Source organism: Nostoc sp. CmiVER01 (assembly GCF_034531135.2).
Classification (GTDB): Bacteria; Cyanobacteriota; Cyanobacteriia; order Cyanobacteriales; family Nostocaceae; genus Nostoc.
Genome location: NZ_JAVRBU020000007.1, coordinates 376,180 through 401,289, shown reverse-complemented (window position 1 = coordinate 401,289; position 25,110 = coordinate 376,180). Strand labels below are relative to the sequence as shown.

Below are 25,110 nucleotides of genomic sequence, written 5' to 3'. Positions count from 1 at the left end.
ATTGTCCCCTGTAGACAACAATTTACACAATTGACCCAAATTGAAAGACTTTTGTAAAAGTCGCATATTTCCGAAAATTAAATATTCGACTTATTGTCAAAATCAATAGTTTTTGAGGTTAGAAGTTTGAAATGATACTTCGCTCACTTCAGGTGTGGCTAGTTCCATTAGTTCTCACTTTCACTAGCATAAGCTCAGATGCAATGAGAGCTACAGCACAAACCATATATCCATTTACTGGCAACTATCGCACAACAGTTAACATTAAGCCGATCTCAGGCAACATTTCACAGGTATTTGAGGTAGGTTTGAGTGATGATGCCCCGTATGATTTAGGACTATATGAGGGTTTAACATATTCCGTGCTTGATGCCAATGGAAATCTGACTTTTAATAACAATCCAGAGGTATTCGGCGTCCAAGGTTTCCCACAGGGATATATTGTATTTGGTAGTAATATTAACAAGTTATTTGGAACAAGTGATGCTAGTGCTTCAGTGAATTTTGGAAATCTAACAGCGAAAGGCTCTGGCGTCGTAAATATCACCGATGGTGAAGGTATATTCAAAAATGCTACAAGCACACTATTATTCTCTGAAGAAGACATAGTTAACCTGGACTCAACTACTACCTTAAAGGGTCAGGCTTTAGTAAGCGGTTCTATCGAAGTTCCCCAAGAAGTTCCAGAACCAAAAACTATGATGCCACTGATTAGCATAGGTCTGATTGGAGCCAGTTTTATCGTGCGTAGGCGCTACCATCAATTCGCTGGATAAAGCGTGGTCTAATAAATGCAATAATTATGGCGAGACGATTGGCATAAAATTTTACCCCTTATAACTTTTCAAACATCCTCTAAGCCTTAAGACTTCATTCTTTAGGTACTTGTGAGCTAATGGTAAAACTTGTTTAAATCAAAAAATGGCTCAAAACAGGCAACAGTTAGTATTAGTTAATGACCGTAATCGAGTTTCCAAATTTACCTAATGCACAGCAGTGTCATAAAAGTACACTGCCTCATTTAGGGCTAGTTTGTATCACTTCTGACAAACAAGTGCGCTTTCGGACAATGACACGCACCCGATACTTAAAACTTTCCCAAAGCGATCGCAAAATTGCTCTAAGTGAACTGTATCGGCATAACTTACAGCGTTTGCATGACGCCCTTTCCTTTTGTGAACAGAATCAAATTCAGCTTTACCGGATGTCTTCAGCAATATTCCCTCTAAGTGACTTAGAGGACGAAATCGGCGCAAATATATTAGAAACAATGAGGGCTGATTTAGCAACAATCGGTGAACGAGCAAATGCATTAAACATAAGAGTGGTGTTGCATCCAGATCAATATGTAGTGCTGAGTTCTGATTCTCCCGAAGTGGTACAAGCAAGCATCAATAATTTAGCATGGCATGCACGTATATTTGACTTACTAGGCTTACCGCGATCGCCTTGGTCATTGATGAATATTCATGGTGGCAAATCTCAACGTCCTGAACAACTAGTAAAAGTAATTTCCGAGCTACCAGAAAACATCAAAAGCCGCTTGACGCTAGAAAACGATGAATACGCTTATAGCGCCGACGAAATCTTAGCAGTATGTCAGCAAGCTGGCGTACCGATGGTATTTGATGCCCATCACCATATTTGCCACGAAAATTTAGATAGCTACGATCATCCAAGCGTAGCATCCATGTTTTATGCAGCGCGAGAAACTTGGACAAATCCAGATTGGCAATTAGTCCATATTTCTAACGGTGAGCAAGCTTTCAATGACAGAAAACACAGCAACTTGATTACCGATATGCCCAACGTCTACCATCAAGCACCGTGGATCGAAGTCGAAGCCAAACAAAAAGAAGAAGCGATCGCACATTTGCGCTCTTGGTGGCTAATGAACAATAATTGTACCTAAATTAACCCAATACTTAGCTAGTTTTGAAGGTTTGTAGTAAGCACTTTAGTGCTTAGAAAATTAGGACTAAAGTCCTTACTACGAACTTACTCATCAACTTCCCTTCTTCCTTTGCGCTCTTTGCGTCCTTTGCGGTTCGTTCCTTTACCTTTTAAGCTTCCCTGACTAGACTACTGGCTACTCTTTCATTCAGTAGCTTCTCTCTGGGACTTCAATTGAGCTGCAATTAGGGGAACTTTGGGCGCAAGAAAAAACCCAATCAAACTGGCAAAAAGAATTGGTGTAAAAGGACTCAAATTAGCTAGTTTTGATAGTAACAAAGTCGTACTTATGGGTGTACGCGTTACAGCTGCATTGATAGCCGCCATTGTACAAATCATTGCAAGGGACGGATTAATCCCCGGAATTAAAACTGCTACTGCTTTACCAATACAAGCACCAGTGAAAAACAAAGGGATGATGAATCCACCGCGCCACCCACCTGTTACTGTAATGCTAATGGCAGCGATTTTACCAAGAGCAAGAATTAGGAGAAAAATAGCAGGAAAGTTAGTATTGAGGACTGACTCTAATTCTTCATGTCCAAAATAACGGGTTAGGGGTAATAAAGCTGCTAAAGTGCCAAGCCCGAACCCTGCTAGTGTTGTGTGTACATAAATGGGGCCGGGAATTCGGGCAAACAAATAATCGCAGCTCCGAAAAATGCCCATGAAAATCCATCCTACCACCGCCCCGATGATGCCGAACATGATAGCGATCGCAAAATCATCAATATTGTCTAGGTGGTACTGGGGAAACTGCCAAGTCGGCGCAATTCCTAAATGTGTAATTGCTGCAAATACCAAATAACTAGCACAACTTGAAACAATGGCTGGCATCAAGGCTTCGTAATATTCCACAATATGCTGATGGTGTAAAATCTCTAGGGCGAACATTGCACCGCCAAGAGGTGCGCCAAACAAGGCAGTGAAGCCAGCCGCCATCGCCGCTAAACTCATGGTTCTAAGGTCTTCACCCTGGAGTTTTAGGCGATCGGCAACCCAAGTACCAAAAGAACCTGTTACCTGTACCAGTGGTGCTTCAGGGCCAGCACTACCGCCTGCCGATATGCTGATTAGAGAAGCAAGAATCATTGAGGGATTCTTACGAGGATCTAGGCGTCCGCCACGAAAATGGATATTATCAACAATCACGGCGATTTCACCGGGATTTCCTAAAAAATGAATCACCAGCCCGATAACTAAACCAGCTAGTGGCATTACTATCAGAAGGCTAAAACCCTCAACTTTTTGCAACTGGTGAGTTAAAAGTTCTAAAACATTCCAGTACAACGCAGCAAATAGACCACCAGCAATACCTACAACAACCCAGCAGATCACCCACCGCGAAATCATCAAGGGATTACGTTTTACCAGTCCAAAAAGTTGAGCAAATGTCCAGCGTTGAGTTTGATTGCTAGCGGGAGGCTTTTTTGGTAACACTGCTTATTTCCTACTTATGAAACAGAGAATACAGAATATTTATGTTTTTTATAGTAGAGGCTATTTAGTTTAGTGAATCATCTTTGGTCTACAAGGGGCTATCGCTTTTTTCACTTATTGCTGTGTGAAATTAAGTCTCCAGATAGTGTGAAGCTGACTACAAAAGAACTTAAGCTTGGCGTATAAGTTTGGGGAAATAGTGATGAATAAGGAAACAGTTCCTAGTCAAGCTGAAAAGTCTAGTCCAGAAGGCGATCCATCGCAACTAGATCCAGAGGTACTAGACAAAATCAAACACCCGGCCAGAATAGACGATGTTATTCGGGAGCAATCACCAGAAGAACGTAAAAGTAACCCAGCTTTAGTACCAGAAATGATCGATGATCCAACTGATGATTGATTGGGTTTGCAAAAGAGTAATCGAAATGCTCTGATTCCCGACTTCTTAGAGAAGCCGGGAATCTTGTTAGTAATGTGTATCACTTGCCTTCAGTAATGAATCATTTGAAATTTCTGCGGCAAAAGCTAATTTTATTTTTTGTCAGTCCTTAAGTAAATATCACTCTCAATACTGCACGCTTTGTGCATTTTCAATTCGGCATTGGGTTTGGGGAAAAGGTTAAAGGGTAAAGGTTAAAGGTTTTTTCTTTCCCCTTCCCCTTTTCCCCTTAACCGACAAGTATTGATATCACTCTTTAGCAACAGAAGGTATAAGTTAAGAAAAAAGAGACTATTGGCTGTCTTGTGATCAAAAAAAGGTTGTTTAATTTTTTGGGACTGGTAATGGCGATCGCGATCGCTATTATTGCTTGTCAAAGCCTACAATTACCAAGGAAACCGCTAGCATCTACCGCAGTCACCATTAAACTCAGTGGTTGGGGAGGCTCTCCTGTTGAACAAAAACTCTTAAAGCAAGTACTGCAAGACTTTGAAGCCCAACATCCAACTATTAAGGTCAAATATGAAGTAATCTCCGACCAATATATGGATGTAATTAAAACTCGTCTGGTTGGGGAAGCCGCGCCAGATGTCTTTTATCTAGATGCGCTGGAAGCTCCTTTTTTAATGAGTCAAAATGTCCTGCAACCCTTAGATGCTTACATTACCCCCAAATTTGACCTATCGGATTTTGAAGATACCCTACTCGATAGTTTCAAATACAAGAATCAAATTTATGGACTACCCAAAGATTATTTTACCCTTGCTCTGTTTTATAACAAAAAAGCCTTCGCTGTCGCAGGCTTGAGTAGTCCACCAGCTACTTGGGGTGAATTACGTAACTACTCAAAACAATTGACAGGCAAACTTAACAAATACGGCTTTGGAGAAATTCCAGAATTAGCGCGTCAGGCTTATAAAATTAAAGCTTTTGGGGGACAACTCGTTGATCAAAATGGTTATGCTACCTTTGCCAGTGCAGCAGGTTTACAGGGTTTAGAGTTAGTGGTAGACCAGTATCAAAAAGACCGTTCCTCTGCTCAAAAATCTGATGTAGGGACAAACTCAGGTAGTGAAATGTTTGGTCAAAGTAAAGTGGCAATGGTGATTGAGGGAAATTGGGCAATTCCCTATTTAACTGAAACCTTTCCCCAAGTAGAGTTTGCTACCGCACCAGTGCCTACTATTAATGGCAAAAAAGGCACGATGGTTTTTACAGTTGCCTATGTGATGAATCATCTTACACAGCATAAAACCGAAGCCTGGGAGTTGATTGAGTATCTCACGGGTAAAGAAGGGATGCAAAAATGGACAAAAACAGGGTTTGCTTTGCCAACACGTAAATCAGTAGCAAAGAATTTGGGCTACGATCAAGACCAGATGCGATCGCCATTAGTAGCGGGTGTTGATTATGCTACACCGTGGCAAGTAGGTCAGTATTCATCTGCGATCGTCAATAACTTTGATAACCAATTTGTCAGCGCCTTATTGGGACAACAATCATTAAAGCAGGCGATGGTACAAGCACAAAAAGAAGCTAATCAGCAGGTTAAAACAATGGAGTAATTACGTATACTTGTTTAAAAAGTAAAAATATTAACTCCATGATGACAATTTCTGCGGTTGAAGACTCTATCTCGTTTCATGGTCATCAGGTATGGTATCGGATTGTTAAACCAGACCAAGAAGATTCTAAAAAGCTACCACTGCTATGTGTTCACGGAGGGCCAGGAGTACCCCATGACTATTTAGAACCATTAGAAGCGATCGCCACAACCGGACGTAGAGTGATTTTTTACGATCAATTAGGGTGTGGTAATAGCGATCGCCCTACAGATCCAAAATTGTATTCCATTGATTTATTCAAAGAAGAACTCTTCGCCATCCGCCGCGCCTTAGATTTAGACCAAATTCATCTTTTTGGGCAATCATGGGGTGGTTGTTTAGCACTCGAACATGCCCTTTCTCAACCCACTGGATTAGTTAGTCTGATTCTCGCTAGCACGCCTTCTAGCATTCAACAATTTGTAACTGAAGCTTATAGCCTAATGAATGAGCTACCAATCGAAGTACAACAGATCATTCGTAAGCATGAAGCTGATGGTAGCACTCAAGACCCCGAATACAAACAGGCAATGGAGGTGTTCAATCATTCTTTTCTTTGCCGAATAGACCCTTGGCCTAGCTGCTTGACTAGTGCTTACAGCAAAGTCGGTACAGAGTTTCGAGGTGCTGGCAAAATTATCGACTGGAATATTGAAGATCGTCTAAGTGAAATTATTGTGCCTACACTGCTGCTCTCAGGTCGCTACGATGAAGTTACACCCACTTGTGTCGAAACAGTTCATCGGGGTATTTCTGGCTCCGAGTGGGTACTATTTGAAAACAGTTCACACATGCCTCATCTAGAAGAGACAGAAAGATTTTTGCAAGTCTTGAGCGAATTTTTGAATCGTATCGAAACTGCCCTTTGAAGGAGGCAAGAGACAGCAGGCAGCTATGCTGGAGGAGCTTTGCAGATGGAGATTCGACTCCAACTGATTTGAAGCCAGTAGACTCTCGTTCAATGGGGGTCTTAAACTAGCCCGTCGGAGACATCGACAAACATTACACTACTTACTACAATTGGGTGTAAACTTGTATACTTTCAGTAGAAATTAATATAATTTTATAATTTTGATTAAATATTACGCATATTTATGGTTAACACAGCTAATTTAACAGGCAAAAACCAGCCAATTTTCCTCAAAAAGCAAGGTAATACTAAGATTTACGTATTCCGAACAGATAGCCCTTGGGATCTACCCTTTGATACTTTAGTCATCCCAGCTAGCCCTAGAGCAGATTTTCGAGGGAGCTTCGCACAAGCATATCTTAAATATTTAGGAGCTAAAAGCTATGAATCGCTCCTACAAGAGACGGTGGAAAATGCTAAAAAGTCACAAAATCTGGCTGGATAGAATCACACCTGATAAACCACTGCTAGTTCCCTTACCATCTCAGATTGTCAATCTCTTACCCCACAAAAGTGTAACTGAGCGCTTTCTGATCTTGACAACAGTAGAACCTGAACCCACTGTTGCCAATGCTTTTATCGCTGCTGAGGCAGTTATTGAAATGGCTGCAAAGCAAGGGCTTACTCTTTTAGTTATTCCCCTAATTGGTGCTGGAGTCAATGGTCTCGATCCTCCAGAGGTTGCTGTTGCTTTACTACAAGCCATACAAAAAGCACTGGTAGCCAAACAACCTGAGAGCCAAAAAATTCAAGAAATTACGATAGTAGCTCAACAACAAGCTCCTATTGAAGCCGCACGTCGCCTATTTCCAGAAAATTATAATTATTTAGCTCAAAGGCCATACAACGACTTAGCCCAAGGACAAGACCTCCTCAATATTCAAACCGAGGTTCATGCTTTAGCCGAGGTGTTGTTAATGCGTGATGTTGAACCACCACTAGCTGTTGGGATTCTGGGTGGCTGGGGTAGCGGTAAATCGTTTGTCATGCATCTCATGCAGCAAAAAATGAACGAGATTCGCAGTTTACGTGTGAATGCAGACAAAGCATGGGATAAACAAACTGATTCTAATAGTAGTGAGCTTTTTCCCTACGTAGGACACATCTACCAAATTAAGTTTGATGCTTGGACTTATGCAAAATCAAACTTGTGGGCAAGTTTGATGGAAACCATTTTCTTTGAATTAAACCGCCAATTAACACTAGAAAAACAACTAGAAGATGTAGGAATTAACCCTTTAAATGGAGGACAAATTTGGGAAGTATTGAATGATATGTCAGATGAAGAGAGACAGTCTTTGATTACAAAGGAGGTTGGTTCGTCCAACTGGGACAAAATTTTGTCTAATACAGAGCTAGAAGATCAACTTTTTCAAACTTTAGACAATGTAAAAGAAAAAGAGCAGAAAGATTTAACAACGAAAGAAAAAGTTCTAAGTAATGAGCAATTAGAATTAGAAAAAACAAAAAAACAAATTAAAAAAGAAGTAGCTGAACAGGTTTATAAAGATGATGCTCTCAAACCTGTCGCAGAAGAAATTAAAAAAATATTGGGTGCAAAATTTGATGATTTACAAGAACAATTACAAAAATCAGATGGTAATCAAATAGAAATAGATTATGACAATATTGATTGGCTCAAATCTAAAATTGATAAAATAAAGTTAACCCAACTAATAAATATAAAGACTTTAATAAAATGGGCACGGACAAACTGGAAGCTTATTTTTGCTTGCTTTCTGTTTATTATGCTCTCAATCTTGGCTCCCGTCGCACTTTCCAAAATAACAATTACAAATAATCTAGTTTCTAAGTTAACAGCTACGTTTGCATCTCTTATTCCAGCTATTATCACAGCACAAAGTTTATTAAAAACACTGCGAAATTGGTATGAACTTCTTGAAAATAGCTTTGATAGATACCGAAAAAGGTTAGAGGAACTGAGAGAAGAAAAACTTAAAGAAAAACTGAATAATCCCAAAATAAAGCAAGCTGAAGAAAGGATTAGGCAACTCAAAATTCAAGTTGAAGGACAACGCCAACGTTTAACTGCTATTCAAGATTTGTCATTTGGTGATTTTGTTAATGCCCAATTGGAGAAGGGATTATATGGTAAGCGGTTGGGGTTGATGCAGCAAGTGAAAAGTGATTTAGCAAATCTATCTCAACAACTATCACTACCACCTAAAACAAATTGTGAAAGATATACTAAAAAAGTAGAAAAACTAAAACCTATTTTTCCTAGAGGCCCAGCGCGGGTTGTACTTTATATTGATGACCTAGACCGCTGTCCACCAAAACGAGTAGTAGAGGTGCTGGAAGCAGTACAACTTCTAGTAAAAACACCTTTGTTCGTTGCAGTATTGGCAATAGATGTCCGCTATATTACAAGAGCTTTAGAGAAAGTTTACGCGGGTATTTTAAACCGAAATGGCGAACCTTCGGGTATGCACTACATTGAAAAAATTATTCAGATTCCTTATCAAGTAAAACCTATAGAATCATCAGCTTTAGCAGGTTATTTACGTGAGCAGATGCAAATAGATTTTGAAGGTGAAATTCTAGGTAATCAGGTCGAGACTTGGGAAAATGAATCACCATATTATAACAGTTGGGGTAATGAAAACTCTAGAGTGGTAAATGTCCAACTTCCAAACATAGTAAACCCATTTATTCAAGAGTATGAGTCAGAAGCATTACCACCACAGGCAATTAAATTTTCCCAAGCAGAGTTTGATATCGTACTAAAATGTTGTAAGTATATTGATTTGTCACCCAGAAGTCTTAAGCGACTGGTGAATGTTTATAAGCTAATAAAAATTATCTGGTTTCGCTCTAATCAACAGATACAAGCAGAGCAAAATCAGGATTTAATTACCCTGGTTATCTCATTCCTTGCAATGTCAGGTAGATATCCAGACATAATGCGTAGTGTTTTTTGCGAACTCAAGATCCACATAGAAGAACTAGAGACACAAAAGGAACAAAAAGCAAATACAACGTTTCAAGATTTCTTTACCAAATATTTAGATAATTATCTTTCCTCATACCAGAATAACTATTTGCGGCAAGAATATAAAAGGTTTCGTGATGATATGAATATACTACTAATACCAGTTAACCTAACGCTAAACCAGTCGGTATTGGAAACATTTAATATTATACGTTCATTCTGTTTTATTGGTGATATTGGCTATGATCCGCGTGATTTTATTTCAACTGCTGCATCTAATCACGAGTAAAACTCTATTTTCTTAGTAGTTGATAAACTTTTTGAAAGTCATGATTCAGAATAACTTTACCGAAACACTGCTGAGTAAGCAGCTAGAGTGTTGAGTAAAATCTCATTTAATGAGGTTAAATATTTTTTTACAGGAGTACGATAAATAATCATGCACAACCCATCGCTACAGTCGGGTTAGTGCGGGATTAAGTGGAGGTTCAGTAGTGTTTGAAATTAACAGGCGGCGCAGAAACCCCAGGTGGAACATCACCGAAGACTTTGCTGGGTACATGTTCATGATGCCCACTATCCTAGTTTTAGCGACTTTTGTAGTCTTACCCATTCTCTTAGCCGTTTTTCTTTCCTTGCAAAAAGTTCAACTCCTTGGCGGTATTGAGTACGAGTTCATCGGTTTTCGGAACTTCACGCGATTAGCTGAAGATGAAAGAGTTGGGATTGCTTTGAGAAACACAGCAGAATATGTCGCCATTGTTGTGCCAGTTCAAACTGTCCTAGCTTTAATTCTGGCAGTAACTCTAAATTCAGGGATTCGCGGTAAAAACTGGTGGCGTATCCTCTACTTTTTGCCTACAGTCACTTCTTCAGCAGTGCTGACGCTCATCTTCATGTGGATTTATAACACTGATGGGCTACTAAACGATTTTCTCGCTTTTGCAGGGCTACCCACTTATAACTGGTTGGGTAATCCAGAAGTTGCGCTCAAAGGGATTATGATCATGAACATTTGGTCAACTGCGCCCTTTTTCATGGTGATTTATCTAGCGGCGTTGCAGGATATACCCCAAACACTTTATGAGGCGGCGGAACTTGATGGTGCTAATGGGTGGCAGCAATTTGTCTACATTACTCTTCCCTTACTGAAACCTATAACCTTCTTTGTGGTAGCAGTGGGGGTAATTGGCACTTTTCAACTTTTTGACCAGTCTTACATCTTTTCTGGTGGTACTGGTGGGCCAAACAACGCTACTTTAACTGTGGTGCTGCTAATTTACCAAGCTGTGTTTCGGAATTTACAAATGGGATATGCAGCTGCGATCGCATTTTTATTAGCAGCAGTGATCATTACCATCACTTTAATTCAGCGACGACTTTTTGGAGGTGAACGGATTTGACTAACATCTCTGGCTTATCCTGGCTCAAAGTCTTGTTATACGTCTTGCTGATACTCTATGCGATCATTACTTTAATTCCTTTTCTCTGGGCAATTTCAGCATCATTTAAGCCGCTATCAGAGATTGTCAGTGGTGAATCCAACTTTCTCCCCAAGAATTTTACTTTTGACAACTACAGGCAAATCTTTCTCCAAGAACCGCTATTTTGGCGCTGGTTGTTCAACAGTGTAGTGATTGCCATCAGCGTCACGCTTTTAAATTTGTTGTTAAATTCAATGGCTGGTTATGCCTTGGCAAGACTGCGTTTTGTGGGTAAGCGCTTTTGGTTCTTCCTAATCTTGGCAATACTAGCAGTCCCAGCGCAAATCACCCTAATTCCCACATTTTTGATTTTAAAAGCGATCGGCTGGCTGAATTCTTACCAAGGCATGATTGTGCCCAGCATGGTTAATGCCACTTTTATCTTCATGATGCGGCAGTTTTTCGTTAATTTTCCTAAAGAACTAGAAGAAGCAGCTCAACTCGATGGCTTAAATACTTTTGGAATTTTCCGGCATATTGTCTTACCTTTAGCAAAACCAGCATTAGCAGCACAGGCAGTTTTTGTGTTCATGGGCAGTTGGAATAATTTTTTACTGCCTATAGTTATCCTATTTGACCCAGAAATGTTTACCCTTCCTTTGGGGCTGAACACCTTCAAAGGTCAATATATCAGCTATTGGAATTACATTATGGCGGCTTCTATGGTCTTCACTCTGCCAGCTTTAGGCATTTACGCTTTTTTTAATCGTTACTTTATTCAAAGCGTCACCTTTACCGGAGGAAAAGGTTAAACCAATTCGCAATGATGCTCCTACGGACGCTCGTTCCGACGTTCGTTCCTCACTAACGCTGCGCTATCGCTACCGCTTCGCTAACGCTAACGCAATTACGTCTTGTAACGGGGATTTTACCTAAACACAAAACGATAATAAAGTCATCACTACTTGGTAAGATTATACAAAGTTGAATTTTATAACCATCGCAGTATATACAAGAGTTCTCACGGAGTAGTTTAATATTCAATGTTTTCTTGTCTAAACTCTGAGAAATAATCTTTAAACAAATAAAATCTATCTTAAGATATTAATTATTCGTACAAAAGATAGTTGTTGGCAATATATATATTGTGAGAAAAAACATACTAATCATCTACTTTGCCTAACAGAAAGGAGGCAGAATTTGTCAGACAACTATTTGGATGACTATAGACTTTCAAAAGGTGAAGCAGAAAATAGCTTTAATTACTGCTCAGATTGAGGAAGTGCTAATTAAGTACCATACTCTAGATTAAATCTCCAAATTGAAAGGCGAGAAAAACTAATTCGGGTAATATGTTGATATTCAATATATTGCTTGTGACTGGCTGATACAACTGCTACTAGCACAGACTGTTTATTACAGCCATAAAGCTCAAAATTAAAGGCTTTTGACTTTTAACTTTAGCCTTGCGGTTCTGGCCTGTCTCTTGGCTTATTCCAGATAAAAGTATTGTAACGATGATGACGCACTCTCCAAAATCAGAAAATAACCAGAAACCACCTAATCGTCGTTTATGGCTCCTCCTCTTAGGACGTACCAGTTTGGCTCTCGGTGTAGTTTTCCTGGTTGGAATTGCAGTTGGTGCTTGGTGGGCTAGAAGCTATATATATAAAGATTTAGCGCCATTAGTACAGCAAAATCTCGAACAATTGCTTGGGCGACCAGTAAAAGTAGGGAAGGTTGAACGTTTTTCAATAAATAGTCTAAGATTTAGCTCTCTATCAATACCAGCAACTTCCACCGATCCAGATCAGGTAGTAGCAAAAGCCTTAGATGTGCAATTCTCGCCCTTACAACTCATCCTTACCCGAAAATTAGCATTAAATGTCACGTTAATTCAACCCAATGTTTACATCCAACAGGATCAGGATGGTCGTTGGGTTACAGCCCAAGTCAAGGCTGGGGAAGGAAAAGGTGCTATTCAAACTGACTTAGAGACACTTCAAATTCAAGATGGAAATGTAGAGTTATCGCCAGCTTCCGGGGCAACTAGACCGAAAGGGTCAGTAATATTAAATCAATTTGGTGGTATTGCCCGATTTTTTGATCAAAATCAACGAATTGATTATGACATTAATGGTCAACTTGCTAGGGGAGGCGCAGTTAAAATCTCTGGCGAAACACAAACAAAAGCTCAACAAACTAACCTCAAGCTGCAAGCACAAACTATACAAGCATCTGATATAAGTCGATTAATTGAGTTGCCAATTGCCTTGCAAGCAGGGCGAATAGAAGCTGACTTAGGAGTTCAAATTCCACCGAAACTGTCAGAAACAGCCGTTACAGGAACAGCTACAGCTAATCAAATCGTTGCTAAAATTCCTAAGATTCCTCAGCAAGTTTCTAATTTTAATGGCAGATTTCTATTTCAAGGTCAGACAGTTTCTTTAGAAAATCTGAATACGAACTTTGGCAAAGTTCCTATTGTGGCTAATGGAACAATTAATACCCAAACAGGTTTTAATCTCTCTGCTCAAATAAAACCAGTTAGCGCAAAAAATATTTTAGATACGCTGAATGTAAAATCGTCAGTCCCAGCTAGTGGCGAAATTCAAGCAAATATTAAGGTAGGCGGCGCACTACAGAAACCAGTCGTTAACGGTACATTAAGCAACACAAAACCTATTCAAATTGACCGCCTTCTCTTCACAGCCGTCAATACTGACTTCCGATTGAATGCATCTCAAACTGCTTCTCAAATTGCTGTCTCCAATCTGAAAATAGTCCCCGCAGCAGGTGGTCAAATCACAGGAGGCGGTCAAGCAAATATCGGAGCCAAAGATAATGTAATCTTTAATGCTCAAGTTGATGGTGTATCTGGGGATATACTAGCGCGTAACTATGGCGTTGCTCTACCGATCGCAGTTGGCAATATTTCAGCAAAAGCAGAAGTTACTGGTTCACTTGGCAAACAACCATTGAAACTTGATGTTTCCAGTGTTCAAGTAACGCCGCCAACCGGGGGGAAAATTACCGCCAGTGGTCAAGTTCAACTAGCGCCTCAAGGTCAAGTCGCTTTAGGTATTCAAGCTCAAGGTTTACCAGGAAATGCGATCGCTCAAGGTTACGGTATCTCAACCCCGCTTAATGTTGGTGGTATATCTGCTAACGCCAAAGTTACTGGTTCTCTAGGTAGCCCATTAAACGTAAATGTTGCTAGCGTTCAAGCAAATCCAGAGGTGGGAGGACAAGTCACAGCTAGCGGTCGACTTCAGCTTGCACCCCAAGGTAGGGTGGCGTTGAATGTCCAAGCACAAAATTTACCAGGAGATGCGATCGCAAAAGCATACAACTCTTCACCCTCCATCACCATTGGGAATGTATCAGCAAATGCTAATATTTCTGGTACTTTAAATAATCTGCAAACAGTAGCGCGGGTGCAAGCACCGAAAGCTACCTATCCCACTAGCGGACGAGTTGTTGTTACCAAACAAGGACAGAGTATCGTTTTCCCCGATGCTGTCGTGAACGTCGCAGGTGGGACAATCAGAGCTAGTGGTCAACTTGCACAAGAACGCTGGCAAGGAGTTGTCAACGCTTCCCAAATTCAACTCAATCGGTTCTCACCACAACTACGAGGACGACTTAATAGCAATATTCAGTTAGCAGGCACAACAAAATCTTTTCAGCTTGCAGATATTCGCGCTGGTGGACAAATCAGCCTTCCCCAAGGAGTAGCGCAGCTGGCAAAACCACTGACTGCACAATTTCAGTGGAATGGACAGCAGATTATCGTTGAGAATGCAGGTACCCAAGGAGTGACTGCTAATGGTGCGATCGCTATTCAGTCTCCACCAAATGGCGCACCCCAGATTGCCGGATTTAATTTAAATGTATTGGCGCAGAATTTCAACTTAAAAAATACAGGCTTTCAAGTTCCTGGAGACGTAGCATTAGCGGGGTTACTTGATTTTAATGGGCAAGTTACAGGTACCCCAGATGTACCGCAAGCTAATGGTAATATCCGGCTGCGGAATTTCAATGTAAGTAACTTGAAGTTTGACCCACTTTTAACTGGAAAAGTGAATTTTCAAGGCGGACAAGGGGCAAGTCTGCGATTAGCCGGGAAGCAAGATAGGATTGCCCTTAACTTAGGTGCAGATTATCGTCCGACTTCATTTTTAGTCAAGCGAGATGATGCAGTTACCACAGGTAGAACTGAGGGAGAGAACTTAATCATCAACGCTCAACAGTTTCCTATAGCTTTGGTTGGGGGTTTTTTACCGAACAATCAATTGAAACCTTTGGCGGGGCAACTATCGGGGAATTTAGTTGTTAATCTGAATAATTATGCCATTGCGGGAGACGTTGCGATCGTAGGGCCTCGTGTTGCCAGAGTTGCAGCAGACGAATTTCGCGGCAGCATCAATTATGCTGATGGTACTGCTAGCTTGACTAATGGTCAATTGCGGATTGCAGATAGCAACATCGCCCTGAGTGGAAATGTAAAAACAGGGAATGACCCGCAATTTCAATTCCAAGCTAATTTAGACCAAGCTAGAGTTGAAAGACTTTTACAAGCGTTTAATATCTTTGATTTTAAAGACCTTAATACCGGGTTGCAGCCTCCGAAGTTGGCTGGAGCAGAAGTACTTGATACCCAGCCTGTCAGTTTGCCCAATGCAGACTTGAAAACACAGTTAGCGTATTTCTCAAATATTGCAACATCCGTAGCAAAACAGCAGCAACAGGAAGCCAAAAAAGACGTATCTTTACCCACCCTTGCAGAATTAACGGGTGTTTTGAGCGGAGGAATTACAGCTAATGGCTCTTTAAAATCTGGGTTAAATGTCGGCTTTAATTTCCAAGGTGCTAATTGGCAATGGGGTGAATACTCCATTAATCAAGTCGTTGCTCAAGGCAATTTTGCTGATGGTGTTGTCACACTTTCGCCGTTGAGTGTTGGGATAAATCAAGGACTGGTGGCTTTTACCGGACAGTTAGGAACTGAGCAACTATCTGGAAAGTTGAATGTAGCAAGTCTACCTCTATCGCTTTTACAACCTTTTATAGAAAAATACCCGATAGATATAACTGGTAATGTCAATGCTGATGCGACCTTGGGAGGTAGTGTACAAGATCCGAGAGTTCAAGGGAAAGTGGCACTAGCTAATGCGACTCTCAACAAGCAACCTGTGCAAACAGGACAAGTAAACTTTGACTACAACAATGCTCGCTTAAATTTTGACAGTACCTTGTTAGTAACTGGAACCCAACCAGTTGCAATTACAGGTAGCATACCTGCTGCTTTGCCTTTTGCCAAAGTGCAACCAGATAGCAATCAAATCAGCATCAACGCCAGCGTAAATAATGAAGGATTGGCACTGTTAAATGTGTTTACCAACAATCAAGTCGCTTGGGTAGATGGTCAAGGACAAGTAGATTTAAACGTTCGGGGTACTTTAAACGAACCAATTATTAACGGAAATGCCACACTTAATAATGCAACTTTTCGAGCTGAAGCCTTATCTGAACCCCTAACGAATGTCACCGGGACAGCGCAATTTAATGGCAATACAGTAAATGTCCAAGGTATTCAAGGCACTTACAATAAAGGTCAAATAAATGCATCAGGTATCCTACCAATTCTTGAGCCTCAGCAAGCCCTAACGAATCCCCTGACAGTATCAATAGCAGACAAACTCAATTTTAAGCTTCCGGGACTGTATCAAGGCGGTGTAGGCGGCGATGTTGTAATTCGCGGAACAGCACTAAAACCTGTAATTGGTGGAGATATTCAGCTAAGTGATGGTCAGGTAATTATTGGAAATACTACTGCTAAGACAAAATCAGCAGCTACAGCTCAAACTAACGCTAACACCATAAATAGAGAAGAGGTTAAAGTTAATCTCCCACCTACAGCAGAGAATAATGCTGCTAGTAATCTCACACCTACAGCAGAGAGTAATGCTACCTCAGTGACTACAGCAGATACTAAGGCTAGTGCAGTAACTCCACCCAATTTACCTGTACAGTTTGCAGATTTAAGGTTAAATTTAGATAAAAATATTCGTGTTACCACTCAGTCACCATTCGACTTTATACCAGGAGGAGCCGCATTCAGTCAGCCGCTATTGAGCTTTGACGCCAAAGGTGACTTGACGATTAATGGTACATTAGCCAAGCCCCTTCCTGAAGGAGTGATTCGTTTGACAGGAGGACGAATCAGCTTATTTTCCACTGAGTTTACCTTGGCGAAAGGCTACGAACAAACTGCGCGGTTTAGTCCAAGTCAAGGACTTGACCCTACTTTGGATGTCCGACTTACCGCAATTGTACCGGAAACATCAGCAAGGAACAGTCAAACTTTGGAATCACCATTGTCTGCTGAAGTTAGCGATGTTTCTGCTAGTAACTTCGGGACTTTACGTACCGTTACCGTTCAAGCCAGGGTCAACGGCCCAGCTAGTAAATTGGGTGACAATCTAGAGTTGACGAGTGAACCTAGCCGTAGTAAAGGAGAAATAGTTGCTTTATTGGGTGGCTCGATTCTCAATTCTTTTGGTCAAAAAGCAGATGCAGGCCAAGGGCTGACTAATTTTGCTAGTTCTACTATTTTAGGTGGTTTGCAAGGAACTATTACTGCGATCGGACAGGCTGTTGGTTTCAGCGAATTTCGGATATTTCCCACCCCAACCACTAGTAATGAAAAAACAACAGCTTCAGTTCTGAATTTATCAGCAGAGGGTGTCTTTGACATCAATAGAAATTTCTCTGCCTCTTTATCACGGCCTTTATCTACAGATGAGTCTTTCCGTTATAACGTGCTTTATCGACTCAATGATGAAATTTTGATGCGAGGCTCAACTAATTTAGGAGATGAAAATCAATTCTTTGTTGAGTATGAAACTAGATTTTAGATAAATACAGTTCAACTTTCGTAGTGCCGGGGTAAACTGAACGTGCAGCCGGAATTCCCAAACTTGCAGCACAACGACGGATCGCTAAATCATTCATAATTACTTCCGTTCCAGAGTCAACAAGTCTAATTTTGAGAATAATTATTGCCATCTTCTAGGTTGTTCTTTGTTGGGGTATGTTGTCAAACACCCTTACGCGATGGCGAATTCAGTGAATACTCTTTTGGTAGTGATGACTGCATTTTAAGTTACTTTAATTCATAGATTCACAATCAACAAGAAGCCTATTTATTCCATCCATTATTATTGGAAATTTTTCTTCAGGTATGTTTAACTCCTGAAAACATTTATCTCTATACCTTTCTTTTTCAGTAAAATTAGTGATGGCTTTAACTAATGGCTTTTTTACTTCGTAGCTTTCTTCAGCTTTAGCGATCGCACATGCGGGTATTTCGTTATTTACACGCAATATTGCTAAGTCAATCAAATCTCTAGATTGTGTACTTGAATCGTTCCATCGGTCAGCATTAGCCATTAGTTTTGATGTAAATCTATCGCTTATACTTAAACAAGGAATTTTTGTCCATTCCGGATAAACAGGAGGATCTAAAGTAAAAATACCATTGGCTACAATTTCTACTTTAATAGTTGTTTCATTGACTACAGCAGCGAAACGAACACCATATTGATTTATTGTAGCGTCACCTAATTCGATATCTGTTGTACTTTGAAATAATGCTACAATTCCTTTATCGTAAATCAAATTTCTTAAATATCTGTAATTTTCAGTTCCATAAGGGAAGAGAAAATCAATATCTTTACTTAGCCTGTATTCATCATACTCTAATGTCAAGAGTGTACCACCGCCAAAGTATGCAGAAGCTTTTTTGAAAACTTCTGGATTGAAAGTATTAAGGATTTTAAGTATATTATTGTGATGAGCGAGATGAAACATTTCAAAATCCGGTAATATCCAAGAGTTATACTTTTTTGCTAAATAATGAATAAAATCCTTTTCTTCTGGTTTTAAATTGTTGAAAGTAGTTTTATGATGCCAATTGCGTTGATACAATTGAACAATTTCTTTCTCACTCATTTGATATACATTTTTTAGTTGCCAACCAATAGACTCTAGAAATGGTAGCTTTTTAGGATTGAGCATAAAATTAATAGATATATTCTTAATATAAACCTAATATACTGTTGCAGGCTTTGTTGAGGGTTTCCATTGCCTTAATTCTCGATTCAGAATATTTATTCAATGTCCTTCTGGCAATATAGACCTTTAGCGATGCCGATAGCGAGTTTTGCCTAGGGCACGCTCTTACGCTCGAGCGTCATAGCCCGTCGTAGACATTGCTATTCAAGTATCATTAGGAAAATCTTTGTATGGTTACAATATTACAAAGTGAAGTGCGGAATGTGGGGTAAAAGCATTCAACATAAAAAACCCTGCGATCGCGTGTGCTTGCGATCGTAGGGCTGGAGCTTATGAGGTGTCGCATTATGAAATCTTTTAGATTGTATGTAAAGATTTGAAACGGATTAAACAACTGTAGAAGGATATCTCGGTAATGCTGGGGTTATAGTTTGAAAATAGATTATGGAAACTAATTGTGCTTTCCAATACAAATGGTTAGTTTACACTATCAGAAAACTTAAATTTTAATCAGCTCAACCATGACCAAGAGAAACTTGCTTGGCAACGAAATTTTCACGTTAGACAATATTCTTTCACCAAAAGAATGTGCTGAGTATATTACGTTAACCGAAAACATTGGTTATACAGATGCTCCTATTAATACCATTCGAGGTTTTGAAATACGTCCTGACATTCGCAATAATCAGCGTGTAATTTTAGATGACCAAGAACGGGCTTTTGATTTATGGCAGCGTGTATCAAGTTATATACCCAGTACTATTGGCAGATGGCAAGCCATTGGACTGAATGAGCGTTTTCGTTTCTATCGCTATGACCCAGGTCAGAGATTTGCGCTTCATCATGATGGTTCTTATCGGCGACCTAATGGTGAGGAAAGTCTATTGACTTTCATGATTTACCTTAATGAAGGTTTTGAAGGCGGTGATACCCTTTTTCATCTTTCTCGCCGATACTATGAAGATTTACCTAATATCGCTGTGATTCCAGCAACAGGTATGGTTTTGTGTTTTGTCCATGACCTAGTACATGAAGGCGCTCCTATTATCCAAGGACGAAAGTACGTTTTACGCTCAGATATTATGTACCGTCAATTGAAATATTTTTAGATTTTTTCAGAGAAAGAACCACTGCCACCATACTGAACTTTAATTAACTCAGCAAATATATTATTTGCAATGGGTTAAGTGAACAAGTTTGTAGTAAGGACTTTAGTCCTAGATTTTTAAGCACTGAAGTGCTTACTACGAACCCAACAAAATTAATGAGACAGACCAATATTGATAGCAAAATTAGAGGTGTAACCAGCCCTAGCCTATCACTGATGATTTGGATGTTCATGATTTGTGGTAACAGATGATGCTGTTACCGCACTTTCTTCTTTGGCTTGCATTTCTAGCAATTGGGGAATCGTCACAAATCGATAGCCCTGCGCCTTCAAACCTGCGATCATCTCTGGTAAAGCCTTGACAGATTTGGAACGATTACCGCCTCCATCATGCAACAGTACAATTGCACCTGGTTTTGCCTGTTTCAGCACATTTTTGACCAGCATTGGCACTTGAGGCGAACGACGTTCAGCGTCTCCCGACTGTTCTGACCACATCATGACAGCGTACTTCTCGTTTTTGGCGTATTGGGCTAGTCCATTATTCAGAAAGCCGCCGGGGGGACGAAATAGAGTCGTTTTCTCTCCTGTCGTCTTGTAGATGATGTCTGCTGTACGATCAATTTCACTAGATGCTGTGGCTCCATCCATTTGAAAATACCAATGATGCCATGTATGATTACCAATTACATGACCATCAGCAGCGACTTGCTTGGCAACTTGGGGAAAATATTTCACCATTTGCCCAACCATGAAGAATGTCGCCTTAATATTATTTTTCTTCAAAATTTCTAAAATCTGTGCCGTATTTTTGGGGCTAGGGCCATCATCAAAAGTCAAAGCTATGACTTTCTCATTTGCTTTTAGTTTCGCTTGATAAATGATTGTTCCCTCAAAAGGCTTTGGCACTTCATTTATCTGGACTGTGGCTGGGGTGGGAGACTGAGCAGATGCACCCATTGCCCTATCTAAACTCGTTTTAGCAGTCTCGCTTTTTGGCTTTTGAACTCCCAATAGTTGGTCAAGTCTAGTTATGCCTACAAGCAGACTAATACTTACACTACTTACACCAACAGCCAATATAATAGTTAGTACCTTTAGTAACAGCGATAATTTCCGATTAGACACATTAAATCTCCTTAAATATTAGTCATTAGTTATTGGTCATTGGTCATTAGTCAAGAGTTACTCTCCCCTGCTTTTTCTGCTCCCCCCACTTTTTATTCCCTAATTCCCTGTTACACCACTCGTACTCGATTTTAAATTAATATATATCTTGCTAAAACAATAAAATAGCTTGAGACATCCCAGCTAAAGCTAAAGAAAGTCTCAATTTAATTTGCACTAATTGACCGCCTACGTACCAAAGTAACACTAGTAACCTAGATACAATAATACCTAGTGGATTTAATTGACCAATAAAGGCAGTATAACCGTAACCAAGAGAAATGCTAGTCCGTAAGTTAACAAAAGAGGCTAAAACTTTGCATACACCAGCTAAGGGACTGATAAATAAACAAACATCCCATTGCTTTTAGGGCAGGGGAGCAGGGAGCAGGAAGCGTCCTTATATCTGCTCCTAAATTGTGCTGTAAAATGTGTCAGATGAAGCGAAAATTACAACAATATTTTTGGCGTTGTGCCTTAGTTGTGTTTCTGGCATTAGCTGGATGTGGATGGAGTATGCAGTCAGCACAAGCACTGCTGCGTCAACACCATGATTCTCCTGGTGTCTTACACTACCACTCCCAAGTATCTATCAAAGATGAAAAAGGATATGCTTGGCAAGTCCTACTGTTCAAACAAAATTACAATAGTCCGGTAAAAGAGTTGCGATTGCGCTTGGTTGCTTTTCCGGGTGTTGTTGAAATTGCTCACCCCCAACCATTGTTGATTGAGACAACAGCAGGAAGATTGCTGAATGCATCGGATGCATATACTCTAAATGCACCCGTCCTTAATGTAGGCGAATATAACTTAACTGATATCTTACCAAAACTGCCAACAACTGATGCGCTCAAACTCTATGTGCCGCTTTCTAATGGACAGCAATTGGTTCTCAATATATCTAATACTGTAGTCACTGAGTGGCAATGGCTAGTTACAGAAATTGATTGACTTTATCCACCAATGCTAAAGTTTAATCAAAAGCATTCAACATAAAAATAAACCAATGATGATGTGGGGTATGATAACTGCCTTCAAGCCAGAAATCCCAGTCTTCATACACTGATAGCTTCCCACATCACACGTAACACTTGTAATATTAGTCTTGAGATTCCTCAGAAGTAGGTTCCGATTCGGCTTCAAGTTCTTCTGTTTGGACTTTGACTGGAGGTTTAACAGGTTTTGGCCCGCGTGCTAGGGCAGGATTTCCCTGCTGCCTGTTTTCTTCTCCATAAGATGCTTTTTTCCCCTTGTCGGATGAGCGGTTACGGCTCGGTTTTGAGCTTTTGGGGTTGGATTCAATAGAAGGTATAGAATCCGTATTTTCGGAATTGTTGTCAGTGCTCGCTTGGGCCTGACGTTCCGATTTCTTAATTGGGCGTTCTACCATTGTTGATTTTTGTAAATTTATCTGTATAGTACATCGGTTTTGTGAATATAAAACGTGCTTTTTTAGGCAAAACCTACGCAGTATTGGGTGCGTTGTAAATAATGTAACGCACCCTAAAACTAATCAACAAAATCAGGTCGTGCCTTTCCTGTTGATTTCAACTTTTGCTCTAAAGCTGCCCAATTTTCTTGCTCAATTAAGTTAGTCAACTCATCGAGATTATGACGATACTGTTGCAACGATCGCAGCAATGCCTGACGATTATACCGGGCCATCATCACACCCAACTCTGGATTCCCACCACCCACACGGCTGGTATCCCGAAAACCTGAACTTGCTAACTTTTGGGCTAATTCCAAAACATCGGGGTCAGTTTCACTCAAACAAGCAGCAATCAACGAAGAACTGACCATTACAGGTAAATGAGAAATCCAACTAACAGCGCGGTCATGTTGCTCAGGTTGACAATAGTAAATTTTAGCCCCAAGCGATCGCACAATTTCTTCCACAATCGTAATTGCACTAGTTTTGCTTGTAGCTATTGGTGTTAGTACATAAGGTTTATCAACAAATAAATCTCGTTGTGCAGCTTCTATGCCACTGTCTGTCCTTCCCGCCATTGGATGACCGCCGATAAAATTATCCCAAAGGGGAGAAATTGCCTTGACTATCCGTGCTTTCGCTGAACCCACATCAGTTACAACGCAAGAAGCAGACAAATGAGCGATCATTTCCTTAAATTGGGGCACAATAAGCCCTAGAGGTGTACAAATAAATACAACCTCTGCGGCTGCCAATAGGCTCAGATCAACGGATGCTTGATCAACACTGCCGAGAGCAACTGCCTTTTGACAAGTGGATTCACGGCGACTAACTCCTAAGATATGATGTCCTTGCGATCGCAAATCAAAACCCAAAGATCCGCCTATCAATCCCAGTCCTAAAATCCCAATATTCATTTTTGATTTTGACATTTCGTTTTTTATGATACCAACTATTAAAGTTGGCATCCAAGGGGTAGCATCAATGACTGTAGAGGAATTACTGGAACAATACGCGGCAGGAGTCTTAAACTTTAATGGTGTTGACCTCTCGGAAGCTAACCTGAGTGGGGCGAAACTCAGTAGCGTAAATCTTAGCGATGCCAATTTGAGTATAGTCAACCTGAGCGGCGCGAATCTGAGTGAAGCTAACTTGAGCAATGCCAAGCTAAATGTAGCAAGACTCAGTGGCGCAAATTTATCTAGCGCCATCTTAAATAATGCCAGTCTCAACGTCGCTAATCTGATTCGAGCGGATCTTAGTCGTGCTCAACTTAAAGGAACCTCATTGATCCGCGCCGAATTAGTTCGTGCTGATCTCAGTCGCGCCGATCTGTTGGAGGCTAATCTCACTAGTGCCGATCTGCGAGAGGCGACACTCCGTCTAGCTAATCTCCGTCACGCTAACTTGAGTGAAGCCCTATTAAAAGGCGCTTCCTTGACGGGAGCCAACTTGGAGATGGCTAACTTAAATGCCAGTGATCTTAGTCGTTGTGACATTAGCGGCGCAAATTTGCGAGATGCCGAACTCAGACAAGCGAATCTCAGACATACTAACTTGAGCGGATCAGATTTGAGCGGGGCGAACCTCCGATGGGCAGATTTAAGCGGTGCAAATCTCCGGTGGGCAGATTTGAGCGGCGCAAAATTGAGCGGGGCTACTTTAATTGGCGCAGATTTAAGCAATGCCAATTTAACGAATACAATTTTCATCCACGCCGATTTAACTCAGGCAAAATTAATCAGGGCAGAATGGATTGGTGCTGACTTAACAGGATCAACTTTAACTGGGGCAAAGCTTTATGCTACCTCTAGGTTTGGTTTAAAAACCGAAAGCATGATTTGTGAATGGGTTGATCTTAGCCCGGCAGGCGATCGCTCCATTATCCAAAACTTCCATTCCCAAGATTCACGAGATTTTTTTAACGAAACACCGCCAACAATCCGAATTATTGTTGATGCAGCCATAGAACACGAAGCCAATTTTGCTCTTGCTGGCGCTTATTATCAAATTGCTCAGGAATACCGGGCGCTGAAACAACCCCCAAGCATGGAAAGTGGGCCTCGTCGAACTGTTTTTACATTTCATGTAGATAGGGACGAAGCATTATTCCCCACTGCTTACATTGCGATTCTTCCCTTTCTAGATGCGGTATCTACCCAAAAGAATATTTCCAGGATGGTAGAAATGATTAACAATGAAATTATTGCAAACCAAAATTTAAAATCGCTAAAATCACCCCATATCGTAAAAGAATTAAATATTCTTGTAGAGCAAGCGATGAGTCAGGCTACAACAATTAAACAGATGAAAAAAAATCTCGAAGTAGCTGCGAAGTTAAATTTTTGTAAAGCACCAACCCAAATAGTTTTAACCAATTCTAGCGCCCAGACTTTAATTGCTCAGGACAATCCCCAGTTTGGAAAAAGATTTATTAATCGCTCTGTTCTGAATGCTTCAGCTTATAATGATACATCTAATGAAGCAACAAAATATATATTGCCTTCGTTAAATATGGTTATAGATTTTGTCAAAGGATTTCACTATATTGCTCATTAATTATTAAACTTATAAGTAATGAGAAAATAAAATTTGGAGGAA

Annotated in this window: 19 protein-coding genes; 13 read left to right on the top strand and 6 right to left on the bottom strand. The window is 40.4% G+C overall.

The window, feature by feature from the left end:
* Nucleotides 1-131: 131 nt before the first annotated feature.
* Entirely contained in the window at nt 132-776 is a 645-nt protein-coding gene (locus tag RMZ43_RS14490; protein WP_322656271.1) for a hypothetical protein, read from the top strand.
* 179 nt (nt 777-955) lie between these two features.
* A complete protein-coding gene (uvsE, locus tag RMZ43_RS14485; RefSeq protein WP_322656270.1) occupies nt 956-1,912 on the top strand; it encodes a UV DNA damage repair endonuclease UvsE in 957 nt (318 codons plus the stop codon).
* Nucleotides 1,913-2,097: 185 nt separating this feature from the next.
* Here the strand turns inward: uvsE and RMZ43_RS14480 are convergent, their stop codons facing one another.
* A complete protein-coding gene (locus tag RMZ43_RS14480) occupies nt 2,098-3,393 on the bottom strand; it encodes a chloride channel protein (RefSeq protein ID WP_322656269.1) in 1,296 nt (431 codons plus the stop codon).
* Nucleotides 3,394-3,595: 202 nt separating this feature from the next.
* On the opposite strand from RMZ43_RS14480, the gene RMZ43_RS14475 reads away from it, so the two are divergent.
* From RMZ43_RS14475 to RMZ43_RS14440, 8 genes are all read left to right on the top strand, one after another.
* Complete coding sequence (locus RMZ43_RS14475; protein WP_118166258.1) at nt 3,596-3,793, top strand: hypothetical protein; 198 nt, start codon at nt 3,596-3,598, stop codon at nt 3,791-3,793.
* A 383-nt stretch (nt 3,794-4,176) separates the two neighbouring features.
* On the top strand, nt 4,177-5,397 hold the full coding sequence (locus RMZ43_RS14470; RefSeq protein ID WP_322656281.1) for an ABC transporter substrate-binding protein: 1,221 nt from the start codon (nt 4,177-4,179) through the stop codon (nt 5,395-5,397).
* Nucleotides 5,398-5,435: 38 nt separating this feature from the next.
* Nucleotides 5,436-6,305 carry a proline iminopeptidase-family hydrolase gene (locus RMZ43_RS14465; RefSeq protein WP_322656268.1) on the top strand — a complete coding sequence of 290 codons (870 nt, stop codon included), beginning with the start codon at nt 5,436-5,438 and terminating at the stop codon, nt 6,303-6,305.
* Nucleotides 6,306-6,530: 225 nt separating this feature from the next.
* Entirely contained in the window at nt 6,531-6,791 is a 261-nt protein-coding gene (locus RMZ43_RS14460) for a hypothetical protein (protein WP_322656267.1), read from the top strand.
* On the top strand, nt 6,760-9,588 hold the full coding sequence (locus RMZ43_RS14455; RefSeq protein ID WP_322656266.1) for a P-loop NTPase fold protein: 2,829 nt from the start codon (nt 6,760-6,762) through the stop codon (nt 9,586-9,588). Before RMZ43_RS14460 ends, RMZ43_RS14455 begins: the two co-directional genes overlap by 32 nt.
* A 205-nt stretch (nt 9,589-9,793) precedes the next feature.
* Complete coding sequence (locus RMZ43_RS14450; protein WP_322656265.1) at nt 9,794-10,702, top strand: carbohydrate ABC transporter permease; 909 nt, start codon at nt 9,794-9,796, stop codon at nt 10,700-10,702.
* Nucleotides 10,699-11,535: a carbohydrate ABC transporter permease gene (locus RMZ43_RS14445; RefSeq protein ID WP_322656264.1), complete on the top strand. Its 837-nt coding sequence runs from the start codon at nt 10,699-10,701 to the stop codon at nt 11,533-11,535. Before RMZ43_RS14450 ends, RMZ43_RS14445 begins: the two co-directional genes overlap by 4 nt.
* A gap of 708 nt (nt 11,536-12,243) precedes the next feature.
* Nucleotides 12,244-17,643, top strand: a complete 5,400-nt coding sequence (locus tag RMZ43_RS14440; protein ID WP_322656280.1) for a translocation/assembly module TamB domain-containing protein — start codon at nt 12,244-12,246, stop codon at nt 17,641-17,643.
* Here RMZ43_RS14440 and RMZ43_RS14435 read toward each other — a convergent pair.
* Nucleotides 17,633-17,794, bottom strand: coding sequence for a hypothetical protein (locus RMZ43_RS14435; RefSeq protein ID WP_322650831.1), 162 nt, complete (start codon nt 17,792-17,794; stop codon nt 17,633-17,635). The two genes, RMZ43_RS14440 and RMZ43_RS14435, sit on opposite strands and share 11 nt — an antisense overlap.
* 102 nt (nt 17,795-17,896) lie before the next feature.
* Nucleotides 17,897-18,805 carry a nucleotidyl transferase AbiEii/AbiGii toxin family protein gene (locus RMZ43_RS14430; protein WP_322650830.1) on the bottom strand — a complete coding sequence of 303 codons (909 nt, stop codon included), beginning with the start codon at nt 18,803-18,805 and terminating at the stop codon, nt 17,897-17,899.
* Nucleotides 18,806-19,323: 518 nt separating this feature from the next.
* Between RMZ43_RS14430 and RMZ43_RS14425 the strand changes: the two genes are divergently transcribed.
* Nucleotides 19,324-19,911, top strand: coding sequence for a prolyl hydroxylase family protein (locus RMZ43_RS14425; RefSeq protein WP_322650829.1), 588 nt, complete (start codon nt 19,324-19,326; stop codon nt 19,909-19,911).
* A 209-nt stretch (nt 19,912-20,120) separates the two neighbouring features.
* On the opposite strand, the gene RMZ43_RS14420 is transcribed toward RMZ43_RS14425, so the two are convergent.
* The gene (locus RMZ43_RS14420; RefSeq protein WP_322656263.1) at nt 20,121-21,038 is read right to left on the bottom strand and encodes a polysaccharide deacetylase family protein; all 918 of its coding nucleotides are present in this window, start codon (nt 21,036-21,038) and stop codon (nt 20,121-20,123) included.
* Nucleotides 21,039-21,515: 477 nt separating this feature from the next.
* Here RMZ43_RS14420 and RMZ43_RS14415 point away from each other — a divergent pair, with 477 nt between their 5' ends.
* Complete coding sequence (locus RMZ43_RS14415; protein ID WP_322656262.1) at nt 21,516-22,028, top strand: DUF3122 domain-containing protein; 513 nt, start codon at nt 21,516-21,518, stop codon at nt 22,026-22,028.
* A 148-nt stretch (nt 22,029-22,176) separates the two neighbouring features.
* Here RMZ43_RS14415 and RMZ43_RS14410 read toward each other — a convergent pair whose 3' ends face one another.
* Together RMZ43_RS14410 and RMZ43_RS14405 are read right to left on the bottom strand one after the other, a co-directional pair.
* Complete coding sequence (locus RMZ43_RS14410) at nt 22,177-22,467, bottom strand: hypothetical protein (protein ID WP_322656261.1); 291 nt, start codon at nt 22,465-22,467, stop codon at nt 22,177-22,179.
* Nucleotides 22,468-22,586: 119 nt separating this feature from the next.
* Nucleotides 22,587-23,426 (bottom strand): prephenate/arogenate dehydrogenase, encoded by an 840-nt coding sequence (locus tag RMZ43_RS14405; RefSeq protein WP_322656279.1) that lies wholly within the window; start codon nt 23,424-23,426, stop codon nt 22,587-22,589.
* 67 nt (nt 23,427-23,493) lie between these two features.
* Here RMZ43_RS14405 and RMZ43_RS14400 point away from each other — a divergent pair, with 67 nt between their 5' ends.
* Nucleotides 23,494-25,068, top strand: coding sequence for a pentapeptide repeat-containing protein (locus tag RMZ43_RS14400; protein ID WP_322656278.1), 1,575 nt, complete (start codon nt 23,494-23,496; stop codon nt 25,066-25,068).
* Nucleotides 25,069-25,110 lie beyond the last annotated feature (42 nt).

Excerpts from the sequence above, each read along its gene's own strand:
- RMZ43_RS14400 (WP_322656278.1), top strand. The coding sequence starts at position 23,494 with ATGACTGTAGAGGAATTACTGGAACAATACGCGGCAGGAGTCTTAAAC.
- RMZ43_RS14405 (WP_322656279.1), bottom strand. The coding sequence starts at position 23,426 with ATGAATATTGGGATTTTAGGACTGGGATTGATAGGCGGATCTTTGGGT.
- RMZ43_RS14410 (WP_322656261.1), bottom strand. The coding sequence starts at position 22,467 with ATGGTAGAACGCCCAATTAAGAAATCGGAACGTCAGGCCCAAGCGAGC.
- RMZ43_RS14415 (WP_322656262.1), top strand. The coding sequence starts at position 21,516 with ATGAAGCGAAAATTACAACAATATTTTTGGCGTTGTGCCTTAGTTGTG.
- RMZ43_RS14465 (WP_322656268.1), top strand. The coding sequence starts at position 5,436 with ATGATGACAATTTCTGCGGTTGAAGACTCTATCTCGTTTCATGGTCAT.
- uvsE (WP_322656270.1), top strand. The coding sequence starts at position 956 with ATGACCGTAATCGAGTTTCCAAATTTACCTAATGCACAGCAGTGTCAT.
- RMZ43_RS14455 (WP_322656266.1), top strand. The coding sequence starts at position 6,760 with ATGCTAAAAAGTCACAAAATCTGGCTGGATAGAATCACACCTGATAAA.
- RMZ43_RS14490 (WP_322656271.1), top strand. The coding sequence starts at position 132 with ATGATACTTCGCTCACTTCAGGTGTGGCTAGTTCCATTAGTTCTCACT.
- RMZ43_RS14435 (WP_322650831.1), bottom strand. The coding sequence starts at position 17,794 with ATGGCAATAATTATTCTCAAAATTAGACTTGTTGACTCTGGAACGGAA.
- RMZ43_RS14425 (WP_322650829.1), top strand. The coding sequence starts at position 19,324 with ATGACCAAGAGAAACTTGCTTGGCAACGAAATTTTCACGTTAGACAAT.
- RMZ43_RS14470 (WP_322656281.1), top strand. The coding sequence starts at position 4,177 with ATGGCGATCGCGATCGCTATTATTGCTTGTCAAAGCCTACAATTACCA.
- RMZ43_RS14430 (WP_322650830.1), bottom strand. The coding sequence starts at position 18,805 with ATGCTCAATCCTAAAAAGCTACCATTTCTAGAGTCTATTGGTTGGCAA.
- RMZ43_RS14440 (WP_322656280.1), top strand. The coding sequence starts at position 12,244 with ATGACGCACTCTCCAAAATCAGAAAATAACCAGAAACCACCTAATCGT.
- RMZ43_RS14475 (WP_118166258.1), top strand. The coding sequence starts at position 3,596 with ATGAATAAGGAAACAGTTCCTAGTCAAGCTGAAAAGTCTAGTCCAGAA.
- RMZ43_RS14460 (WP_322656267.1), top strand. The coding sequence starts at position 6,531 with ATGGTTAACACAGCTAATTTAACAGGCAAAAACCAGCCAATTTTCCTC.